The sequence below is a fragment of the Bradyrhizobium sp. LeoB3 genome (assembly GCF_055456055.1).
The window spans coordinates 117161-132852 of the sequence record NZ_JBVBEF010000005.1; the positions used below are offsets into that span (position 1 = coordinate 117161).

The following is a 15692-nucleotide window of genomic DNA, read 5'->3' on the forward strand; positions in this document are numbered from 1 at the left end:
ATGCCCGGGTCAAGCCCGGGCATGACGATGACTTGCGCTGGGACGCAACGAACAGACACAAGGAAGGAAACAACCACCATGGCGTATGAGACGATCAAGTACGAGGTCGCCGAGCAGATCCTCACGATCACGCTGAACCGGCCGGACAAGCTCAACGCCTTCAACGCGACGATGCAGCAGGAGCTGATCGATGCCTTCGATGCCGCCGACAAGGACGACGACATCCGCGCCATCATCGTCACCGGCGAGGGCCGCGCCTTCTGCGCGGGCGCCGATCTCTCCTCCGGCGCCAACACCTTTGACCGCGATGCGCGGCGCGGACCGGTGAAGCGGCTGCCGAGCGGCGCGGTCGATTACAGCGATCCCAATGTGCGCGACGGCGGCGGCCAGGTGACGCTGCGCATCTTCAAGAGCCTGAAGCCGGTGATCGCGGCGGTGAACGGGCCCGCGGTCGGCATCGGCGTCACCATGCAGCTTGCGATGGACATCCGCATTGCGAGCGAGGCCGCGCGGTTCGGCTTCGTGTTCTCCCAACGTGGCATCGTGCCGGAGGCGGCCTCGAGCTGGTTCCTGCCGCGCATCGTCGGCATCTCGCAGGCGCTGGAGTGGTGCTACACCGGCCGCGTCTTCCCCGCGCAGGAGGCGCTTGCCGGCCGTCTCGTCAGCAAGGTGGTGCCGCCGGACGAGCTGTTGCCGACCGCCCGCGCGCTGGCCAAGGAGATCGCCGCCAAGACCGCGCCGGTCTCGGTGGCGCTGATCCGGCAGATGATGTGGCGCATGCTCGGCGCCGACGATCCGATGGAAGCGCACAAGGTCGACAGCCGCGGCATCTACGCCCGCGGCCGTTCGGACGACGTCAAGGAAGGCGTGGTCTCGTTCCTGGAAAAGCGCCCCGCGCAATTCAAGAACAAGGTCTCGTCCGACATGCCCGACTATTTCCCGTGGTGGCAGGAACGCGAATATAAGTGAGCACACTTGGGACGACGCCAGCACGGGACGGCGTCGTCCTCCTGCACGGCATCAGCCGGACCGCGCGTTCGTTCCGCAAGATGGAAAGCGCGATCGAGCGCGCCGGATATACAACGCTCAATCTCGACTACGCCAGCCGCCGCAAACCGCTTGAGGCGCTGGCGGAAGACATCCATCCCGCGATCGAAACTTTCGCAGGCCGTCTTGGTGGCCGAGTGCACTTCGTCTGCCATTCCATGGGCGGACTGCTGGCGCGCGTCTATCTCGCCAAACACCGGCCGCACAATCTCGGGCGCGTGATGATGCTGGGGACGCCCAACGGCGGTAGCGAGATCGCGGACCGCTTGAAGAATGTCGTGCTGTATCGCGCCTTCTTTGGCCCGGCCGGGCAGCAGCTTGGCACGCTGCGCGATCTTGCGACCATGGCGCTGCTGCCGCCGATCGACTATCCGGTTGGCATCATCGCCGGGAACCGCTCAATCTACCCTGTCGCCTCGGCCTTCCTGCCGCGGCCACATGACGGTCGTGTGTCGGTCGCGAACACCAAGCTCGACGGCATGACCGATCATATTGTCGTGCGCACGTCACATCCATGGCTGGTGCGCAATGACGCGGCGATCGCGCAGACGATTGCGTTCCTGCGGGAGGGGAAATTTACGGCGCATTGGTAAAGTGGGCGTCGATAACGTGCCACCTCGGCTTTTGATCCATGCCGGCCGCGCATGGAGGCGAGCAGCACGTCCACTGCAACGCAAATTCGCAACGCGATATCGTCGCTGCAAATCCAGTCACTGAATCGGTACCGATGCGACTTCGCCTGCGGATGCTTATCCTGGCACCCCTCGTCCTGGCCGGCTGTGCCGAACGGGACGCCGAATGGGCGCGGCGCGGCCGGGAAAGCCTGATCGGACTTAATCAATCGAACATCCGGATGTGCGCGGGGCTGCCGACTGGAACCACCAAGGACGGCACCGGCGAAATCTGGATGTATGAGCATGCCGCCAGTGCGCCCGGCGGTATAGCGCCGCCAGCCCTCACGATCCCACCCGGGCTGAACATCGGCGGCCAGCCGTTGAACGGCTATTGCCGCGTGCAGCTCCGCTTCGTCGGCGGCAAGGTCGCGGAGGTGCAATACGCCGGGAATACCGACATCGGCGACGCGCGGGATGCCGTCTGCGGCCAGATCGTGCGGACATGTCTCGGCTACGCGCAGGCGGGGAAGTAATACTCGTAGGGTGGGCAAAGCGAAGCGTGCCCACCATTCCAAGCGGAGTGTCGATGGTGGGCACGCTTCGCTTTGCCCACCCTACAGGATCTCGCTCGCAATGACGGCTAACCCATCATCAGCGCCACGCGGCCGATCGCCTTGCGCTCCAGCAGCAGGCGCATCGCTTTCGCGACATCCTCCAGCGGCAATCGATGCGAGATGTTCGGGCGCACCTTGCCGGCTTCCGCCCATTCGGTCAGCGCCTTGATGCGCACCTCGCCCAGCGCCGGATTCCGCCGCACGGCTTCGCCGGCGCGGATGCCGAGCACGCTGGCGCCCTTGATCATCAAGAGATTGGTGCGGGCAAGCCCGATGCCGCCGGTGAAGCCGATGACGAGCAGCCGCGCGCCCCAGTTGATACAGCGCATCGAGTTCTCGAACACCTCGCCGCCGACCGGATCGAACACGACATCGGCGCCGTTGCCGTCCGTGATGCGTTTCACGGCATCGCGAAACGGCTCGCGATCGTAGAGCGCGAGATGGTCCGCTCCCCTCGCCTTGGCGATCGCAAGCTTCTCCTCGCTTGACGCGGCAGCGATCACGACGGCGCCGAGCAGCTTGCCGATCTCGACCGCGGCCAGTCCCACGCCGCCGCCGGCTCCATGCACCAGCAGCACCTCGTCGGGCCGAAGCTGGCCGCGGTCGATCAGCGCATGATAGGCCGTGCCGTGCGCGGCAAGAAAGGTCGCGCCTTCCGCATAGTCGAACGTCGACGGCATCCGCGTGAGCTGCGATGGCGTGGCCACCGCCTCGTCGCTGAAGGCGCCGTGGCGCATCTTGACGATGACCTTGTCGCCGACCTTGACGCCCGCGGCATCATTTACCTCGACCACGTCGCCGGCGGCTTCCATGCCCGGCGTGAACGGCAATGGCGGCTTGAGCTGATATTCGCCGGCCGCCATCAGCACGTCGGGAAAATTGATCCCCGCGGCGCGGATCGCGACGCGCACCTCGCCTGCCTTCAATGGCGCGGACGAAAATGTTTCCAGCCGCAGGCGCTCAGGCGGGCCGAGCTCGCGGCAGACAACGGCTTTCGGCATCAGGCTGCGCGCTCCTTCTTGCGCTCCAGCACCTCGCGGATCAGCGGCAAGCGGTCGTTGCCGAAATACATGTCGGTCTCGTCGACGAAGATGGTCGGCGAGCCGAAGCCGCCGCGCGCCATCACTTCATCGGTGTTGGCCTTGAGCTGGTCCTTGATCGCCTGCTGGCTGATGCCGGCGAAGAATTTTGCCGGATCGATGCCGACCTTGTTGCAGATCTCGGTCAGCACCGCATCCTGCGAAATGTCCTTGTCGTCGCCCCAATAAGCCTCGAACACCGCGCGCGCGAACGGCACCATCTTGTCGCTGCCGAGCCAGATGCAGCCGCGCATCGCCTTGACACTGTTCACGGGAAACACGCTTGGCGGCATCTTGATCGCAAGGCCTGCCGAGCGCGCCCAGTCGGAGAGATCCTTCTTCATGTAGCGCGCCTTCAGCGGCACCGGCGTTTCGCGCGAGGCGTAGACGCTCGGGTTGACGGTGTTGAAGATGCCGCCGACCAGGATCGGGCGCCAGGAGATATCGATGCCGAACTCCTTTGCCAACGGCTGGATGTTGTGGAAGGCGAGATAGGTCCAGGGGCTGGAGCAGTCGAAGAAGAATTCGATCATGGTGGCGTTTCCTTTGTTCCTTTTGCTTTCACTTGTGATCACCACTTGCGATGACCTCATCCTGAGGAGCGCGGAACGCGCGTCTCGAAGGATGAGCCACGGGTGAGACTGGGGCCTCATGGTTCGAGATGCTTGCTTCGCAAGCTCCTCACCATGAGGGGTTGGAGTGGTCATTGCTTCTCCAGCATCTCCTTGGCGCGCTGGCCGAACATGTTCTTGCGTGCCTCCTCGTCGAACGGTTCCTTGACGAACTTGCCGATCGCGAGCCCCGCCTGCACCTGCGGCCGGGCGCGCACCTCGGCGTACCAGCGCTTGATGTTCGGGTAGTCGTCGAGCGTAAAACCCTGCGCCTTGTGGGTCATGGTCCAGGGGAAGCAGGCGATGTCAGCAATGGAGTAGTCGCCGGCGATATAGGCGCCGGTCTTGCCGAGTTGGCGGTCGAGCACGCCATAGAGCCGCGCCGCCTCGTCGCGGTAGCGCTCGATCGCATAGGGGATCTTGTCGGCGGCATAGAGCGCGAAATGGCCGTGCTGGCCAAGCATCGGACCGAGCCCGCCCACCTGCCACATCACCCACTGGATGACCCTGGAACGGCCGCGCATATCCGCAGGCAGGAAGCGGCCGGTCTTCTCGGCCAGATAGATCAGGATCGCGCCGGTTTCGAACACAGCGAACGGCTCGCCGCCATCGGCGGGCGCGTGGTCCACGATTGCCGGGATCCGGTTGTTCGGGCTGATCGCCAGGAATTCCGGGCGAAACTGCTCGCCGGCGCGGATATTGACCGGGATGACCTGATAGGGAAGCCCGAGTTCCTCCAGCATGATCGAAATCTTCCAGCCGTTCGGCGTCGGCGCGTAGTGCAGGTCGATCATGGTTTCCCCAAAGGTCGCGTCATAAAGACGCTTGTTGTTCTGTACCTCGATCATAAGACATGGCAGACAGGCGCTCAATCCGAACCGAGGGAGGCCAGACATGCTGTTTCCGACCACGATCGCAGGCTCCTTGCCGAAACCGGAATGGCTGGCGGAGCCCAACACGCTGTGGGCGCCCTGGAAGTCGCAAGGCGACGAGCTGGCGCGCGCCAAGCGCGACGCCACCCTGCTCGCGCTGAAGCTGCAGGAGGATGCCGGAATCGATCTCGTCACCGAGGGCGAGCAGGCGCGGCAGCATTTCGTCCATGGCTTCCTGGAGAAGGTCGAAGGCATCGATTTCGCCCACAAGGTCGAGATGGGTATCCGCAAGGACCGCTATAAGGCGATGGTGCCGCAGGTGGTGGCGCCGCTGCAGCTCAAGGGCCGTGTCCATGCCACCGAGGCCCGTGTCGCCCGCACCCACACGACGCGCAAGCTGAAATTCACCCTGCCCGGCCCGATGACCATCATCGACACCATCGCCGACCAATATTACGGCGACCGGGTCAAGATGGCCTTCGCCTTTGCCGAGCTCCTGAACGAGGAGGCCAAGGCGCTGCAAGCCGACGGCGTCGACATGATCCAGTTCGACGAGCCCGCCTTCAATGTTTACATGGACGACGTCCGCGACTGGGGCATAAGTGCGCTGGAGCGCGCCGCCGAGGGGCTGACCTGCGAGACCGCCGTGCACATCTGTTACGGCTACGGCATCAAGGCCAATACCGACTGGAAAGAGACCCTGGGCAGCGAATGGCGGCAATATGAAGAGACGTTTCCTGTGATCGACAAGAGCACGATCCAGCAGGTCGCGATCGAATGCCGCAACTCGAAAGTGCCGATCGAGCTGCTCGCGCTATTGCCGGGCAAGATCGTCCAGGCCGGCGTGATCGATGTCGCAAGCGACGTTGTCGAGACCGCCGAAGACGTGGCCAATGTGATCGAGGCGGTCGCGAAATTCGTGCCGAAGAGCAACATCGTCGCGACGACCAATTGCGGGATGGCGCCGATGCGGCGCGACATCGCGGAAGCCAAGCTGATGGCGCTCGGCGAAGGCGCCAAGCTGGCGCGGCAGCGGCTCGGCTGATCGCTTCACCTCTCCCCAATGGGGAGAGGTGGTCCTCGCGGCCGCATCGATTCAAGCAAATGAGGTCGCGCTTGGATGCAGCACGGGCCGATAGCCGGCGGCGAATGCGCGAACCGTCGATGGCGGCGTCAGCAGCAGCGCAGCATCGGCGTCGATGTCGGCGCGTGCGTAGCCAGCGAACGACCAGCGCAGCGGTTCGCCGCTTACGATGAGAAAGCTGCGCTCGCCTTCCTGCACCATCGCTCCGTCTGGCAGGCTCGCGAGCGGTATCGGCAATGGATGCAGCCGCTTCCGGCTGCGGTCGAGGCGCTCGCGATGCAGCACGGCGTCGATCTCGGGCGCGTGGAGGTTGTTCGCGCCGTTGCCCTGCTCCCAGGCGGCGCGAAAGCGGTTGGCATCGTCGCGGCGGCAGAAGAAGCAGGGGCGATGGCCCGCGGCGAACGCGGTGGCTTCATCGAGAAAGAACAATTCGGTCCAGCTTCGTCCGCCCATCACCTTGCGACGCCGGCCGCGGAATTCGCACACGCATGTCAGCCAAGCCGGGCTTGACCAGCGCTTTTTCAGGAGCGTTTTGGTCGCGGGATCATGGATGATGCCGCGGTTGCCGGTAAACAACCCGCGGTGCGGCGTGGCGACGATCTCGCCGGTTGGCGTGACGCGGTTCTGCAGGGGCATCTTGCTTCTCCTTCTCCCCGTTCTTACGGGGAGAAGGTCGGGATGAGCGGCTCTATCCGCGAATACGAAAGCAAATGTACTCGCGGAGACTCCCCCTCACCCGGATCGCATCTTCGATGCGATCCGACCTCTCCCCGCAAGCGGGGCGAGGTAAGGACTACGCCGCGCCATCGCGGATCGGAGGTTGGAACGAGAGCGCGGTGTCCCAGGGGAAGAAGATCCAGGTGTCCTGCGACACCTCGGTGATGAAGGTGTCCACCAGCGGCCGGCCCTTCGGCTTGGCATACACCGTGGCGAAATGGGCATCGGGCATCATCTCGCGCACCATCTTGCCGGTCTTGCCGGTGTCCACGAGGTCGTCGACGATCAACAGCCCCTTGCCGGTGCCATTGCCAAGCTTGGCGGTTGCTTCCGAAATGCCCTTCAGGACTTGCAGGTCGCCCTGTTTGTTGTGGTCGTAGCTCGCGATGCAGACGGTGTCGATCACGCGCACGCCGAGCTCGCGCGCCACGATCGCCGCCGGCACCAGGCCGCCGCGGGTGATCGCGATCACCGCCTGGAATGGCCCGACCTCATTGAGCCGCCAGGTCAGCGCCCGGCAGTCCCGGTGGAACTGGTCCCAGGACACCGGGAAGGCCTTGCCTGCCCGTTCCTGTGCGCTGAGGTTCGTATCCGCCATTTTTCTCTCCGAGAAGTCCTTCTCGCCGCTTTAACGCGTCACCTGCAGGTTCGCCAGCATCTCCTTCACCGCCCCCATTGCGGCGGCGAGCTTGTCCGGATCGCGGGAGCGGACGACCAGATTGGTGTTGGGACGCTGCTCTTCGTCCATGAACGGATAGCTGCCGATGATGGTGTCGGGATGGGCGATGGCGATCTCCTTTAAGGGTCCGCCGATGTCGCCTTCCCGCGCATTGGCGCGGACCGAATCAGAAAGCATCCGCACGCCCGATTTCAGGCGCGGCGCGACGATGTCCATCATCGCCTGCATGATGGTCGGGATGCCCGCCATCACGATGACATTGCCGAGCTTGAAACCGGGCGCGAGGATGGTCGCGCTCTGGATCAGGTCGGCGCCGTCGGGGATCCGCGCCATGCGTAGCCGCGCCTCGTTCAGGTCCTGGTCGCTCCAGCGCTCGCGGAAGCGCGCCACCACCTCCGGGTGATGATCGATGCCGACGCCGAACGCCTTTGCCACGGCATCGGCGGTGATGTCGTCGTGAGTCGGGCCGATGCCGCCGGTGGTGAAGACGTAGCTATAGCGATGGCGCAGCGCATTCAGGGCTGCGACAATGTCATCCTCGTCGTCGGCGACGACGCGCACTTCCTTCAGGTCGATGCCGATATTGGTCAGGTATTCGGCAATGAAGCCGATATTCTTGTCCTTGGTCCGGCCGGACAGGATCTCGTCGCCGATCACCAGAAGGCCCGCCGTGACGATCTCGCTCATGGTCTCTTCCTCACCCTTTTCCGCCCCCCGGGCCCTGCCGACGCAGCGCCTTGAAGTCGCAGGTTGTTGCTGCCGAAATAAGCAGGTGGCAGCCGGTTTTTCGAGCAGCCCCTTGAGACACCCATACCAAATGTCGCCAGCCAATGCATATCCTGCTGGCCCGCCCCTTGCTACCATCCCGGCAAGTCATGCACTGTGGCGTATGGTTTCGGAGGACGTTCAGGATTTATGGCAGTTGCATTCGATGAGATGAACGGCCAGGGCGGCACCGAAATCCGCCAAGCCTACCAGGAGCTCTCCCGCTGGCTGACGGAGACGCCCCCGGATGCGCTGGAATATCGGCGCCAGGAGGCGGAGCTCCTGTTCCGCCGGATCGGCATTACCTTTGCGGTCTATGGCGACGCCGCAGCCCAGGAGCGGCTGATCCCCTTCGACGTGATCCCCCGCATCCTGTCGGCCAGGGAATGGGCGCTGCTGGAAAAGGGGCTGAAGCAGCGCGTGCTCGCGCTCAACATGTTCCTGCGCGACATCTATCACGGCCGCGACATCCTGCGCGCCAACATCATCCCGGAAGACATGATCTTCCAAAACCCCGTCTTCCGCCCGGAGATGAACGGCCAGGACGTGCCGCACGACGTCTATGTGCATATCGCCGGCATCGATATCATCCGGACCGATCCGGAAAACTTCATCGTATTGGAGGACAACGCGCGCACGCCCTCGGGCGTATCCTACATGCTGGAAAACCGCGAGATCATGATGCGGCTGTTTCCGGACCTGTTCGCCCGCCACCGCGTCGCGCCGGTGGAGCGCTATCCGGACGAGCTGCTGGCCGCGTTGCGCTCCGTCGCGCCGCGCGGTGCCGCGGCCGAGCCGACGGTCGCGCTGATGACGCCCGGCATCTACAATTCCGCCTATTACGAACATTCCTTCCTAGCCGACAAGCTCGGCATCGAGCTGGTCGAAGGGCGCGACCTCATCGTCAAGAACGATGAAGTCTTCATGCGCACGACCGAGGGATTGAAACGCGTCGACGTGATCTACCGCCGCGTCGACGACGATTTCCTCGATCCCCTGACCTTCCGCCCGGACTCCGCGCTCGGCGTGCCCGGGCTGATGTCGGCCTATGCCGCCGGCAATATCACGCTCGCCAACGCAGTCGGGACCGGGATCGCCGACGACAAGGCGATCTATTCCTACATGCCCGACATCGTGAGATTCTATCTCTCCGAAGAGCCGATCCTGAAGAACGTGCAGACCTGGCGCTGCCGCGAGCCGCAGGATCTCGCCTATGTGCTCGACCATCTCGACGATCTCGTGGTGAAGGAAGTGCACGGCTCCGGCGGCTACGGCATGCTGATCGGACCGGCCGCGACCAAGGCGACCATCGAGGCGTTCCGCGACAAGCTCAAGCGCGAGCCTGAAGGCTTCATCGCCCAGCCGACATTGGCGCTGTCGACCTGCCCGACCTGCACCGAAAAGGGACTGGCACCGCGCCACGTCGATCTGCGCCCGTTCGTGCTGACCGGCAGCGAGCGCGTCACCATCGTGCCGGGCGGACTGACGCGGGTGGCGCTGAAGGAAGGCTCGCTCGTGGTCAATTCCAGCCAGGGCGGCGGCACCAAGGACACCTGGATACTGGACGAGTAGAGGGTTTAGCTTTCGCATGCTGTCGCGCACCGCCGAAAACCTGTACTGGCTCGCCCGCTACGTCGAGCGCGCGGAATATCTTGCCCGCACCATCGACGCCACCTTGCGCGTCACGGCGCTTCCGGCGGCTTATATCGGCAAAACCAATGAATGGGACTCGGCGCTGCTGACCGCCGGCGTCGGCGAAAGCTTTTACGGCCACTATCAGGAAGCCAACGAGGCCAACGTCGTCGAATATCTGTCGTTCGCACCGGACAATCCCTCCTCGATCAGGAACTGCATCGAGGCGGCCCGGCTCAATGCGCGCTCGGTGCGGACAGCGCTGACCAGCGAGATGTGGGACACCATCAATGCCGCCTGGATCGAGCTGCAGGCGGTGTGGTCGAAGGGCACCGGAAATCGAGAGGATCTGGCCAAGTTCCTGCGCTTCGTGCAGGAGACGTCACTGCGTTTCGACGGCTCCGCCTATCGGACCATGCTGCGCAACGACGCCTACTGGTTCTCGCGGCTCGGCGTGCATCTGGAGCGCGCCGACAACACCGCCCGCATTCTCGACGTCAAATACCACGTGCTGCTCCCCGAGGAGGAGCATATCGGCGGCCCGCTCGACTATTATCAGTGGACCTCGATCCTGCGCTCGGTGTCGGCGCTGACGGCCTATCACTGGGTCTACCGCGAGACGCTCAAGCCCTGGCTGATCGCCGACCTCCTGATCCTCAACGACACGCTGCCGCGGTCGCTGGCAAGCTGCTACGGCAATCTGGTGCGCAACCTCGACCAGATCGGCGTCGCCTATGGCCGCCAGGGCGCCGCCCAGCGCCACGCCCGCGGCATCCGCAACCGGCTTGAGCATAGCCATATGGACGATATCTTCCAGCACGGCGTGCATGAATTCATCCAGGAGTTCATCGCAGACAATTCACGCCTGGGTGAGATCATCACCAAGCAATATCTGATTTGATGGGCTAAGATGCCCGCAATCACACGCCCGTCATGGCCGGGCTTGTCCCGGCCATCCACGTCTTGCTATGCCGGCCAAATGACGAGGACGTGGATGCCCGGGACAAGCCCGGGCATGACGATCCCAACCTGATGTTGGTACGCCATGCGCCTGCGAATTGCCCATACCACGACCTATCGCTACGAGCCCCAGGCTTCCGGCGTGATCCAGATCCTCCGGATGACGCCGACGAGCCATGACGGGCAGTATGTGGCGGACTGGCAGATCGACGTCTCGACCGACTCCAGGCTCGACATGCATGAGGACGCGTTCGGCAATGTCACGCATGTGCTGACCCACGGCCCGCTCGCCGACCTCACCATCCATTGCGAGGGGCAGATCGAGACCCACGACACCGGCGGCGTGCTGCGCGGCACCGACGAGCGCTTTCCGCCGAGCCTGTTCCTGCGCTCGACCGCGCTGACCGAGGTCAATCCGGCGATGGCGGCCCTCACCCGCGAGTCGCGCTCGGAGGCCGATGGCGACGTGCTCGGCTTCCTGCACGCGCTGATGGTGCAGATCTATGAAGGCATGGCGTTCGACGAGGACCCGACCAACAGCGGCACCACGGCGGCGGAGGCCTTCGCGCTGAAGCGCGGCGTGTGCCAGGACTACGCGCATATCTTCATCACCTGCGCGCGCTCCGGCGGCGTGCCGGCCCGCTTCGTCTCCGGCCACTTCTTCCGTTCCGATGGCACGGTCAACCAGGCCGCCGGCCATGCCTGGGCGGAAGCCTATGTGCCTGATCTCGGCTGGATCGGTTTCGATGCCGCCAACGGCATCTGCACCACTGATGCCCACGCCCGCGTCGCCGTCGGCCTCGACTATCTCGGCGCCGCCCCGGTGCGCGGCACCCGTTATGGCGGCGGCACCGAGACGCTCACCGTCGCAGTCAAGGTCGAGCAGGCCGGCCGTCCCAGCCAGTGGCAATCGCAGTCGCAGTGAGAGACTCGAGCGGGACTTGATCGATTCGCGCATCGTCGAACTGCTCTCGCGCGACCAAAAATTCCCGCAGTTTTTGCTGGTCATTCCCGACAAGAATCGTGGACGCAAGCATCGTAATACCTGCGCGCACGGCGCCGCCGTGTTCCATGCGCAACAGCGAGCGCCAATTGAGCGCGGTTGCATCACGGCTCGTCTTCTAGCGCGCGAGCCTGCATTCGAAGGATTCAACAGCGTCGTCGATCAGTTAGCCGACATATTAGAAGTCTTCGAAAAAATGTTCTGCCGCAAACTTCGAGCGATTCAAAAACGCGACAACTCGACGCGCGCTGCGTTGACACATAACACGCGTACGGCTGCGATCGTCGCGTGAGGTCAGAACATCAACTCCACCCACGGCGTTCGCCGGATGGGGCACTGACATATGTATTGGAATACGCGCGGCGTTGCGCGCCGTACTATCTCTTTTTCACAACTCACGACTTTCAAGTGTACCGCAAGCATACTGGCGTTAGGCGGCTTGCTGATCGCCGGCTCGCCGGCGGGGGCGCAGAGCGCGGGGCAATCGGGCGCATCGGCGCTACCGCCCGTCAATATCGACGCGCCTGCGCAGCGCGCGCAGCGTCCAACCCAAGTCCGGCGCAACACCGCGGCGCGGCGCGATCCTAACCAGCGGCCGAATCAACGAGCCGACCACGCGGGGGCACAACAGCAGCAGGCGACGCCCGCGCTGGTCTCGACGGCCCAGCGCGTCAACGCCGGCACCAACGGCTTCGTCGCAAGCCGCGCCTCCGGCGCCACCAAGACCGACGCGCCGATCATGTCGACGCCGGGCTCGGTCGCCGTTATCACCCGCAGCGAGATGGATGTGCGCCAGGCGCAGAGCATCCGCGATCTCCTGCGCTATGCGCCCGGCGTCTATTTCAGCAACGATACCGACTTCCGCTTCCAGCCGGTCAAGGCGCGCGGCTTCGACGTCGAGCAATATCTCGACGGTTTGCGCCTGCAGGGCGGGCCGTTCGGTACGCCGCGCGTCGACCCCTATCTGCTCGAGCGCGCCGAGCTCATCACCGGCCCGGCGTCGATCCTTTACGGCGCAGCTTCGCCCGGCGGCATTCTCAATCTCGTCAGCAAGCGCCCGACCGAAAATCCGTTCGGCGAGGTCCAGTTGCAGACGGGCACGTTCGACCGCATCCAGGGCGCGTTCGACGTCGGCGGCCCCGTGGACAAGGACAAGACCCTGCTCTACCGCGTCACCGGCATCGGACTTAGCGCCAACACCCAGGTCGACAATATCGGCGAGGAGAAATACGCGATCGCGCCGGCCTGGACCTGGCGGCCGGATATCGACACCACCATCACCTTCCTCACGAGCTATCGGCAGGACCCGAAAGGCGGCGCCTTTGCGCTGCTGCCGATCCAGGGCACGCTGGTGCCGGGCACCTACGGGCAGATTCCCCGGAACTTCTTCGCCGGCGACTTCAACTATGAGAGCCTGAAGTACAAGCAGGCGACTATCGGCTACGAATTCGAGCACCGCTTCGACGACATCTTCACGGTGCGGCAGAACGTGCGCTATCTGCATAACGAGCTCAACTACATCGAAGTGCAGCCCGGCGCGTTCACGACAACGGGCGCCGGCCCCACCCTCCGCCTGGCCGACGGCCGCACCATCACGCGAAGCTATTTCTCGACCAACGAAAACCTCAACACCTTCGCGGCAGACAACCAGCTTCAGGCCAAGTTCAACATGGGCCCGTTGCAGCACACCGTGCTCGCCGGCTTCGACTATCAGCGCTTCGACTTCAACAACCTGGCGCGCTACGCTCCCACCAACACGCTCAACATCCTGGCGCCGAACTACACCCAGAACATCGCAGTCCCGACGTCGGTGTTCCAGAACCTGGATCAGCACCTGGAGCAGCGCGGGGTCTATGTGCAGGATGAGGCGAAGCTCGGGAAGCTGACCGTGCTCGGCGGCATCCGCTACGACTGGGCCGAAGGCAATACGCTCAATCTCGGCACGCGCGTCCTCAACAATGATGAGAAGTCGAGCGGCCGTATCGGCGCGATCTACAATTTTGACGTCGGGATTGCTCCTTACGTCAGCTATTCGACCTCGTTCCAGCCAACCACCGTGGGCTCGCTGCTCAACGGTCAGCCCTACAAGCCGACCATCGGCGAGCAGATCGAGGCCGGCGTCAAGTACCAGCCGGTGGGCTACAACCTGATGTTCACCGCCGCGGTCTATGACCTGAAGCAGCAGAACGTGGTGAGCGCGATTGCCGGACCTGGCATCCCGCCCAACTCCAACGCCCAGGTCGGCGAGGTCACCTCGCGCGGCTTCGAGGGATCGGTGGTCGGGAGCCCCCTGCCCGGCTTGAGCCTGCGCGGGCAATACTCCTACCTCGACAACCGGATCTCCGCGCCACTGGACGTCAATTACGGCAAGGTGCTCGCCAACACGCCGATGCACACGGCCTCGCTATGGGCCAACTACGTCGTGCAGGATGGTCCGGCGGTCGGCTTCGGCTTCGGCGGCGGTGTCCGCTACATGAGCGAGATGTACACGACCAACGCCAACAATCTCACGGTGCCGACTATCGTCGCAAACAGCCCCGCGCTGGCCAACATCATTCCCGCCAGCACGACCTTTGACGCGGCCCTGTCCTATGATTTCGGGATGCGGTTCAAGGAGTGGAAGGGATTGAGCGCGGCGGTGAACATCAATAACGTGTTCGACAACAGCTACGTCTCGATCTGCACGGCGGCGGGCTGCCGCTGGGCGGTCGGTCGCACGGTGCTGGGGACATTGACCTACCGGTGGTAATGGGATGACTGCGCAATCCGTGAAATGGTGGTCGCTGGTCCATAAATGGACCAGCCTCATCTGCACGCTGTTCATGCTGATGCTGTGCATCACCGGGCTGCCGCTGATCTTTCACGACGAAATCGATGAACTTTTCGAGCCGGAAATTGCCGCGCGAGATTTTCCACCCAACACGCCCGAAGCCCCGCTAAGCAGGCTGATCGAGGCAGCGAAGGCGCGCTTCCCGGAACGCTATATCCAGGTCCTGAACTGGGACGATGACCACGCCAATGTCGTCAATGTCTTTCTGTCCGATGTTCCGACCCCACCGCCAGGACAGCGCTTCTTCAAGCTGTCCTTCGATTCGCGGACCGCCGAGATTCTCGGAGAAGACGCGCAGCAAGGCGGCCTGATGCGGACCATCCGCATCTTCCACCGCGACATGCTGATGGGATTGCCGGGCGAACTGTTCCTCGGCGTTATGGGCTTGTTGTTCGTGACCGCCGTCGTCTCGGGCGTCATGCTCTACGCGCCATTCATGCGGCGGCTCGATTTCGGCGAGGTGCGACGCGCCCGTGCGCGGCGGATCAAATGGCTCGACCTGCACAATCTGATCGGCGCGGTGACGCTGGTGTGGGCGTTCGCCGTTGGCCTCACCGGCGTCATCAACACCATATCGCTGCCGCTGTTCAACGCCTGGCGTGCGCAGGTGATGCCGGAATTGATCGCGCCGCATCTCGGCAAGCCGCCGCTTTCGAAATTCGCCTCCATCGATGACGTCGTTGTCACGGCGCGCCAGGCGCTCGGCGACAACACGCCCGTCAGCCTCGTGCTGCCAACCGAAGCGCGATTCGGCACGCCGCGCCACTTCATCGTCTGGACCAAGGGGACGACGCCGATCACCTCGCGCCTGTTCACGCCGGTGCTCATCGATGCCGAGACCGCGCAACTCGTCACCGCAAAGGGATTGCCGTGGTACTTGCGGACGCTGCAGGTGTCGCGCCCGCTGCATTTCGGCGATTACGGCGGCCTGCCGCTCAAGATCATCTGGGCGCTGCTCGATCTCGCGACCATCGTCGTGCTGGCGAGCGGCATCTATCTCTGGCTCAGCAAACGCAAGCCCGCCCGGGCCGTCTCGGCGGTCTCGCCCCGGCCGGCTGTCGCGGCGACATCCGGGCTTCCCTCGTGAAGCGGCGGCATCACGTTACAACCGTAATCGAGAGCGATCTCGCTGAAACCATGCGGTAGCGCCGCGTCTCCATTCTCTCGTGCGACACCTTTGCCGCA

16 protein-coding genes are annotated in these 15692 nt (G+C 64.0%); 10 read left to right on the forward strand and 6 right to left on the reverse strand.

Going from position 1 to position 15692, the window contains the following annotated elements; genetic code table 11:
* Positions 1 to 78 precede the first annotated feature (78 nt).
* From ACZXDY_RS06995 to ACZXDY_RS07005, 3 genes are all read left to right on the forward strand, one after another.
* Positions 79 to 969, forward strand: coding sequence for a crotonase/enoyl-CoA hydratase family protein (locus ACZXDY_RS06995; RefSeq protein ID WP_208828527.1), 891 nt, complete (start codon positions 79 to 81; stop codon positions 967 to 969).
* On the forward strand, positions 966 to 1640 hold the full coding sequence (locus ACZXDY_RS07000; RefSeq protein WP_028166292.1) for an esterase/lipase family protein: 675 nt from the start codon (positions 966 to 968) through the stop codon (positions 1638 to 1640). The genes ACZXDY_RS06995 and ACZXDY_RS07000 overlap by 4 nt, the downstream gene beginning before the upstream one ends.
* 134 nt (positions 1641 to 1774) lie before the next feature.
* A complete protein-coding gene (locus ACZXDY_RS07005; protein WP_130229421.1) occupies positions 1775 to 2194 on the forward strand; it encodes a hypothetical protein in 420 nt (139 codons plus the stop codon).
* Positions 2195 to 2301: 107 nt separating this feature from the next.
* Here ACZXDY_RS07005 and ACZXDY_RS07010 read toward each other — a convergent pair whose 3' ends face one another.
* From ACZXDY_RS07010 to ACZXDY_RS07020, 3 genes are all read right to left on the reverse strand, one after another.
* On the reverse strand, positions 2302 to 3276 hold the full coding sequence (locus tag ACZXDY_RS07010; RefSeq protein ID WP_464344966.1) for an NADPH:quinone oxidoreductase family protein: 975 nt from the start codon (positions 3274 to 3276) through the stop codon (positions 2302 to 2304).
* Positions 3276 to 3887, reverse strand: a complete 612-nt coding sequence (locus tag ACZXDY_RS07015; RefSeq protein WP_464344967.1) for a DsbA family protein — start codon at positions 3885 to 3887, stop codon at positions 3276 to 3278. Before ACZXDY_RS07015 ends, ACZXDY_RS07010 begins: the two co-directional genes overlap by 1 nt.
* A gap of 170 nt (positions 3888 to 4057) precedes the next feature.
* Positions 4058 to 4759 carry a glutathione S-transferase N-terminal domain-containing protein gene (locus tag ACZXDY_RS07020; RefSeq protein WP_028166296.1) on the reverse strand — a complete coding sequence of 234 codons (702 nt, stop codon included), beginning with the start codon at positions 4757 to 4759 and terminating at the stop codon, positions 4058 to 4060.
* Between the two features lie 100 nt (positions 4760 to 4859).
* On the opposite strand from ACZXDY_RS07020, the gene ACZXDY_RS07025 reads away from it, so the two are divergent.
* Positions 4860 to 5882 (forward strand): methionine synthase, encoded by a 1023-nt coding sequence (locus tag ACZXDY_RS07025; RefSeq protein WP_464344968.1) that lies wholly within the window; start codon positions 4860 to 4862, stop codon positions 5880 to 5882.
* Between the two features lie 51 nt (positions 5883 to 5933).
* On the opposite strand, the gene ACZXDY_RS07030 is transcribed toward ACZXDY_RS07025, so the two are convergent.
* The 3 genes from ACZXDY_RS07030 to ACZXDY_RS07040 form a co-directional block, all read right to left on the reverse strand.
* Positions 5934 to 6557 carry a hypothetical protein gene (locus ACZXDY_RS07030; RefSeq protein WP_464344969.1) on the reverse strand — a complete coding sequence of 208 codons (624 nt, stop codon included), beginning with the start codon at positions 6555 to 6557 and terminating at the stop codon, positions 5934 to 5936.
* Between the two features lie 157 nt (positions 6558 to 6714).
* A complete protein-coding gene (gene gpt / locus ACZXDY_RS07035) occupies positions 6715 to 7236 on the reverse strand; it encodes a xanthine phosphoribosyltransferase (RefSeq protein ID WP_028166299.1) in 522 nt (173 codons plus the stop codon).
* A 30-nt stretch (positions 7237 to 7266) separates the two neighbouring features.
* A complete protein-coding gene (locus tag ACZXDY_RS07040) occupies positions 7267 to 8004 on the reverse strand; it encodes a competence/damage-inducible protein A (RefSeq protein ID WP_464344970.1) in 738 nt (245 codons plus the stop codon).
* 228 nt (positions 8005 to 8232) lie between these two features.
* Here ACZXDY_RS07040 and ACZXDY_RS07045 point away from each other — a divergent pair, with 228 nt between their 5' ends.
* The 6 genes from ACZXDY_RS07045 to ACZXDY_RS07070 all read left to right on the forward strand — a co-directional run bounded on the left by ACZXDY_RS07045 (position 8233) and on the right by ACZXDY_RS07070 (position 15594).
* On the forward strand, positions 8233 to 9654 hold the full coding sequence (locus tag ACZXDY_RS07045; protein ID WP_130228380.1) for a circularly permuted type 2 ATP-grasp protein: 1422 nt from the start codon (positions 8233 to 8235) through the stop codon (positions 9652 to 9654).
* A 16-nt stretch (positions 9655 to 9670) separates the two neighbouring features.
* Positions 9671 to 10615: an alpha-E domain-containing protein gene (locus ACZXDY_RS07050; protein WP_028166302.1), complete on the forward strand. Its 945-nt coding sequence runs from the start codon at positions 9671 to 9673 to the stop codon at positions 10613 to 10615.
* A gap of 144 nt (positions 10616 to 10759) precedes the next feature.
* Positions 10760 to 11599 (forward strand): transglutaminase family protein, encoded by an 840-nt coding sequence (locus tag ACZXDY_RS07055; protein WP_464344971.1) that lies wholly within the window; start codon positions 10760 to 10762, stop codon positions 11597 to 11599.
* A 16-nt stretch (positions 11600 to 11615) separates the two neighbouring features.
* Positions 11616 to 11969 (forward strand): hypothetical protein, encoded by a 354-nt coding sequence (locus tag ACZXDY_RS07060; RefSeq protein WP_464344972.1) that lies wholly within the window; start codon positions 11616 to 11618, stop codon positions 11967 to 11969.
* Positions 11970 to 12116: 147 nt separating this feature from the next.
* Positions 12117 to 14426 carry a TonB-dependent siderophore receptor gene (locus ACZXDY_RS07065; protein ID WP_464344973.1) on the forward strand — a complete coding sequence of 770 codons (2310 nt, stop codon included), beginning with the start codon at positions 12117 to 12119 and terminating at the stop codon, positions 14424 to 14426.
* A 4-nt stretch (positions 14427 to 14430) separates the two neighbouring features.
* Positions 14431 to 15594, forward strand: coding sequence for a PepSY-associated TM helix domain-containing protein (locus tag ACZXDY_RS07070; RefSeq protein ID WP_464344974.1), 1164 nt, complete (start codon positions 14431 to 14433; stop codon positions 15592 to 15594).
* The last annotated feature ends 98 nt before the right edge of the window (positions 15595 to 15692 follow it).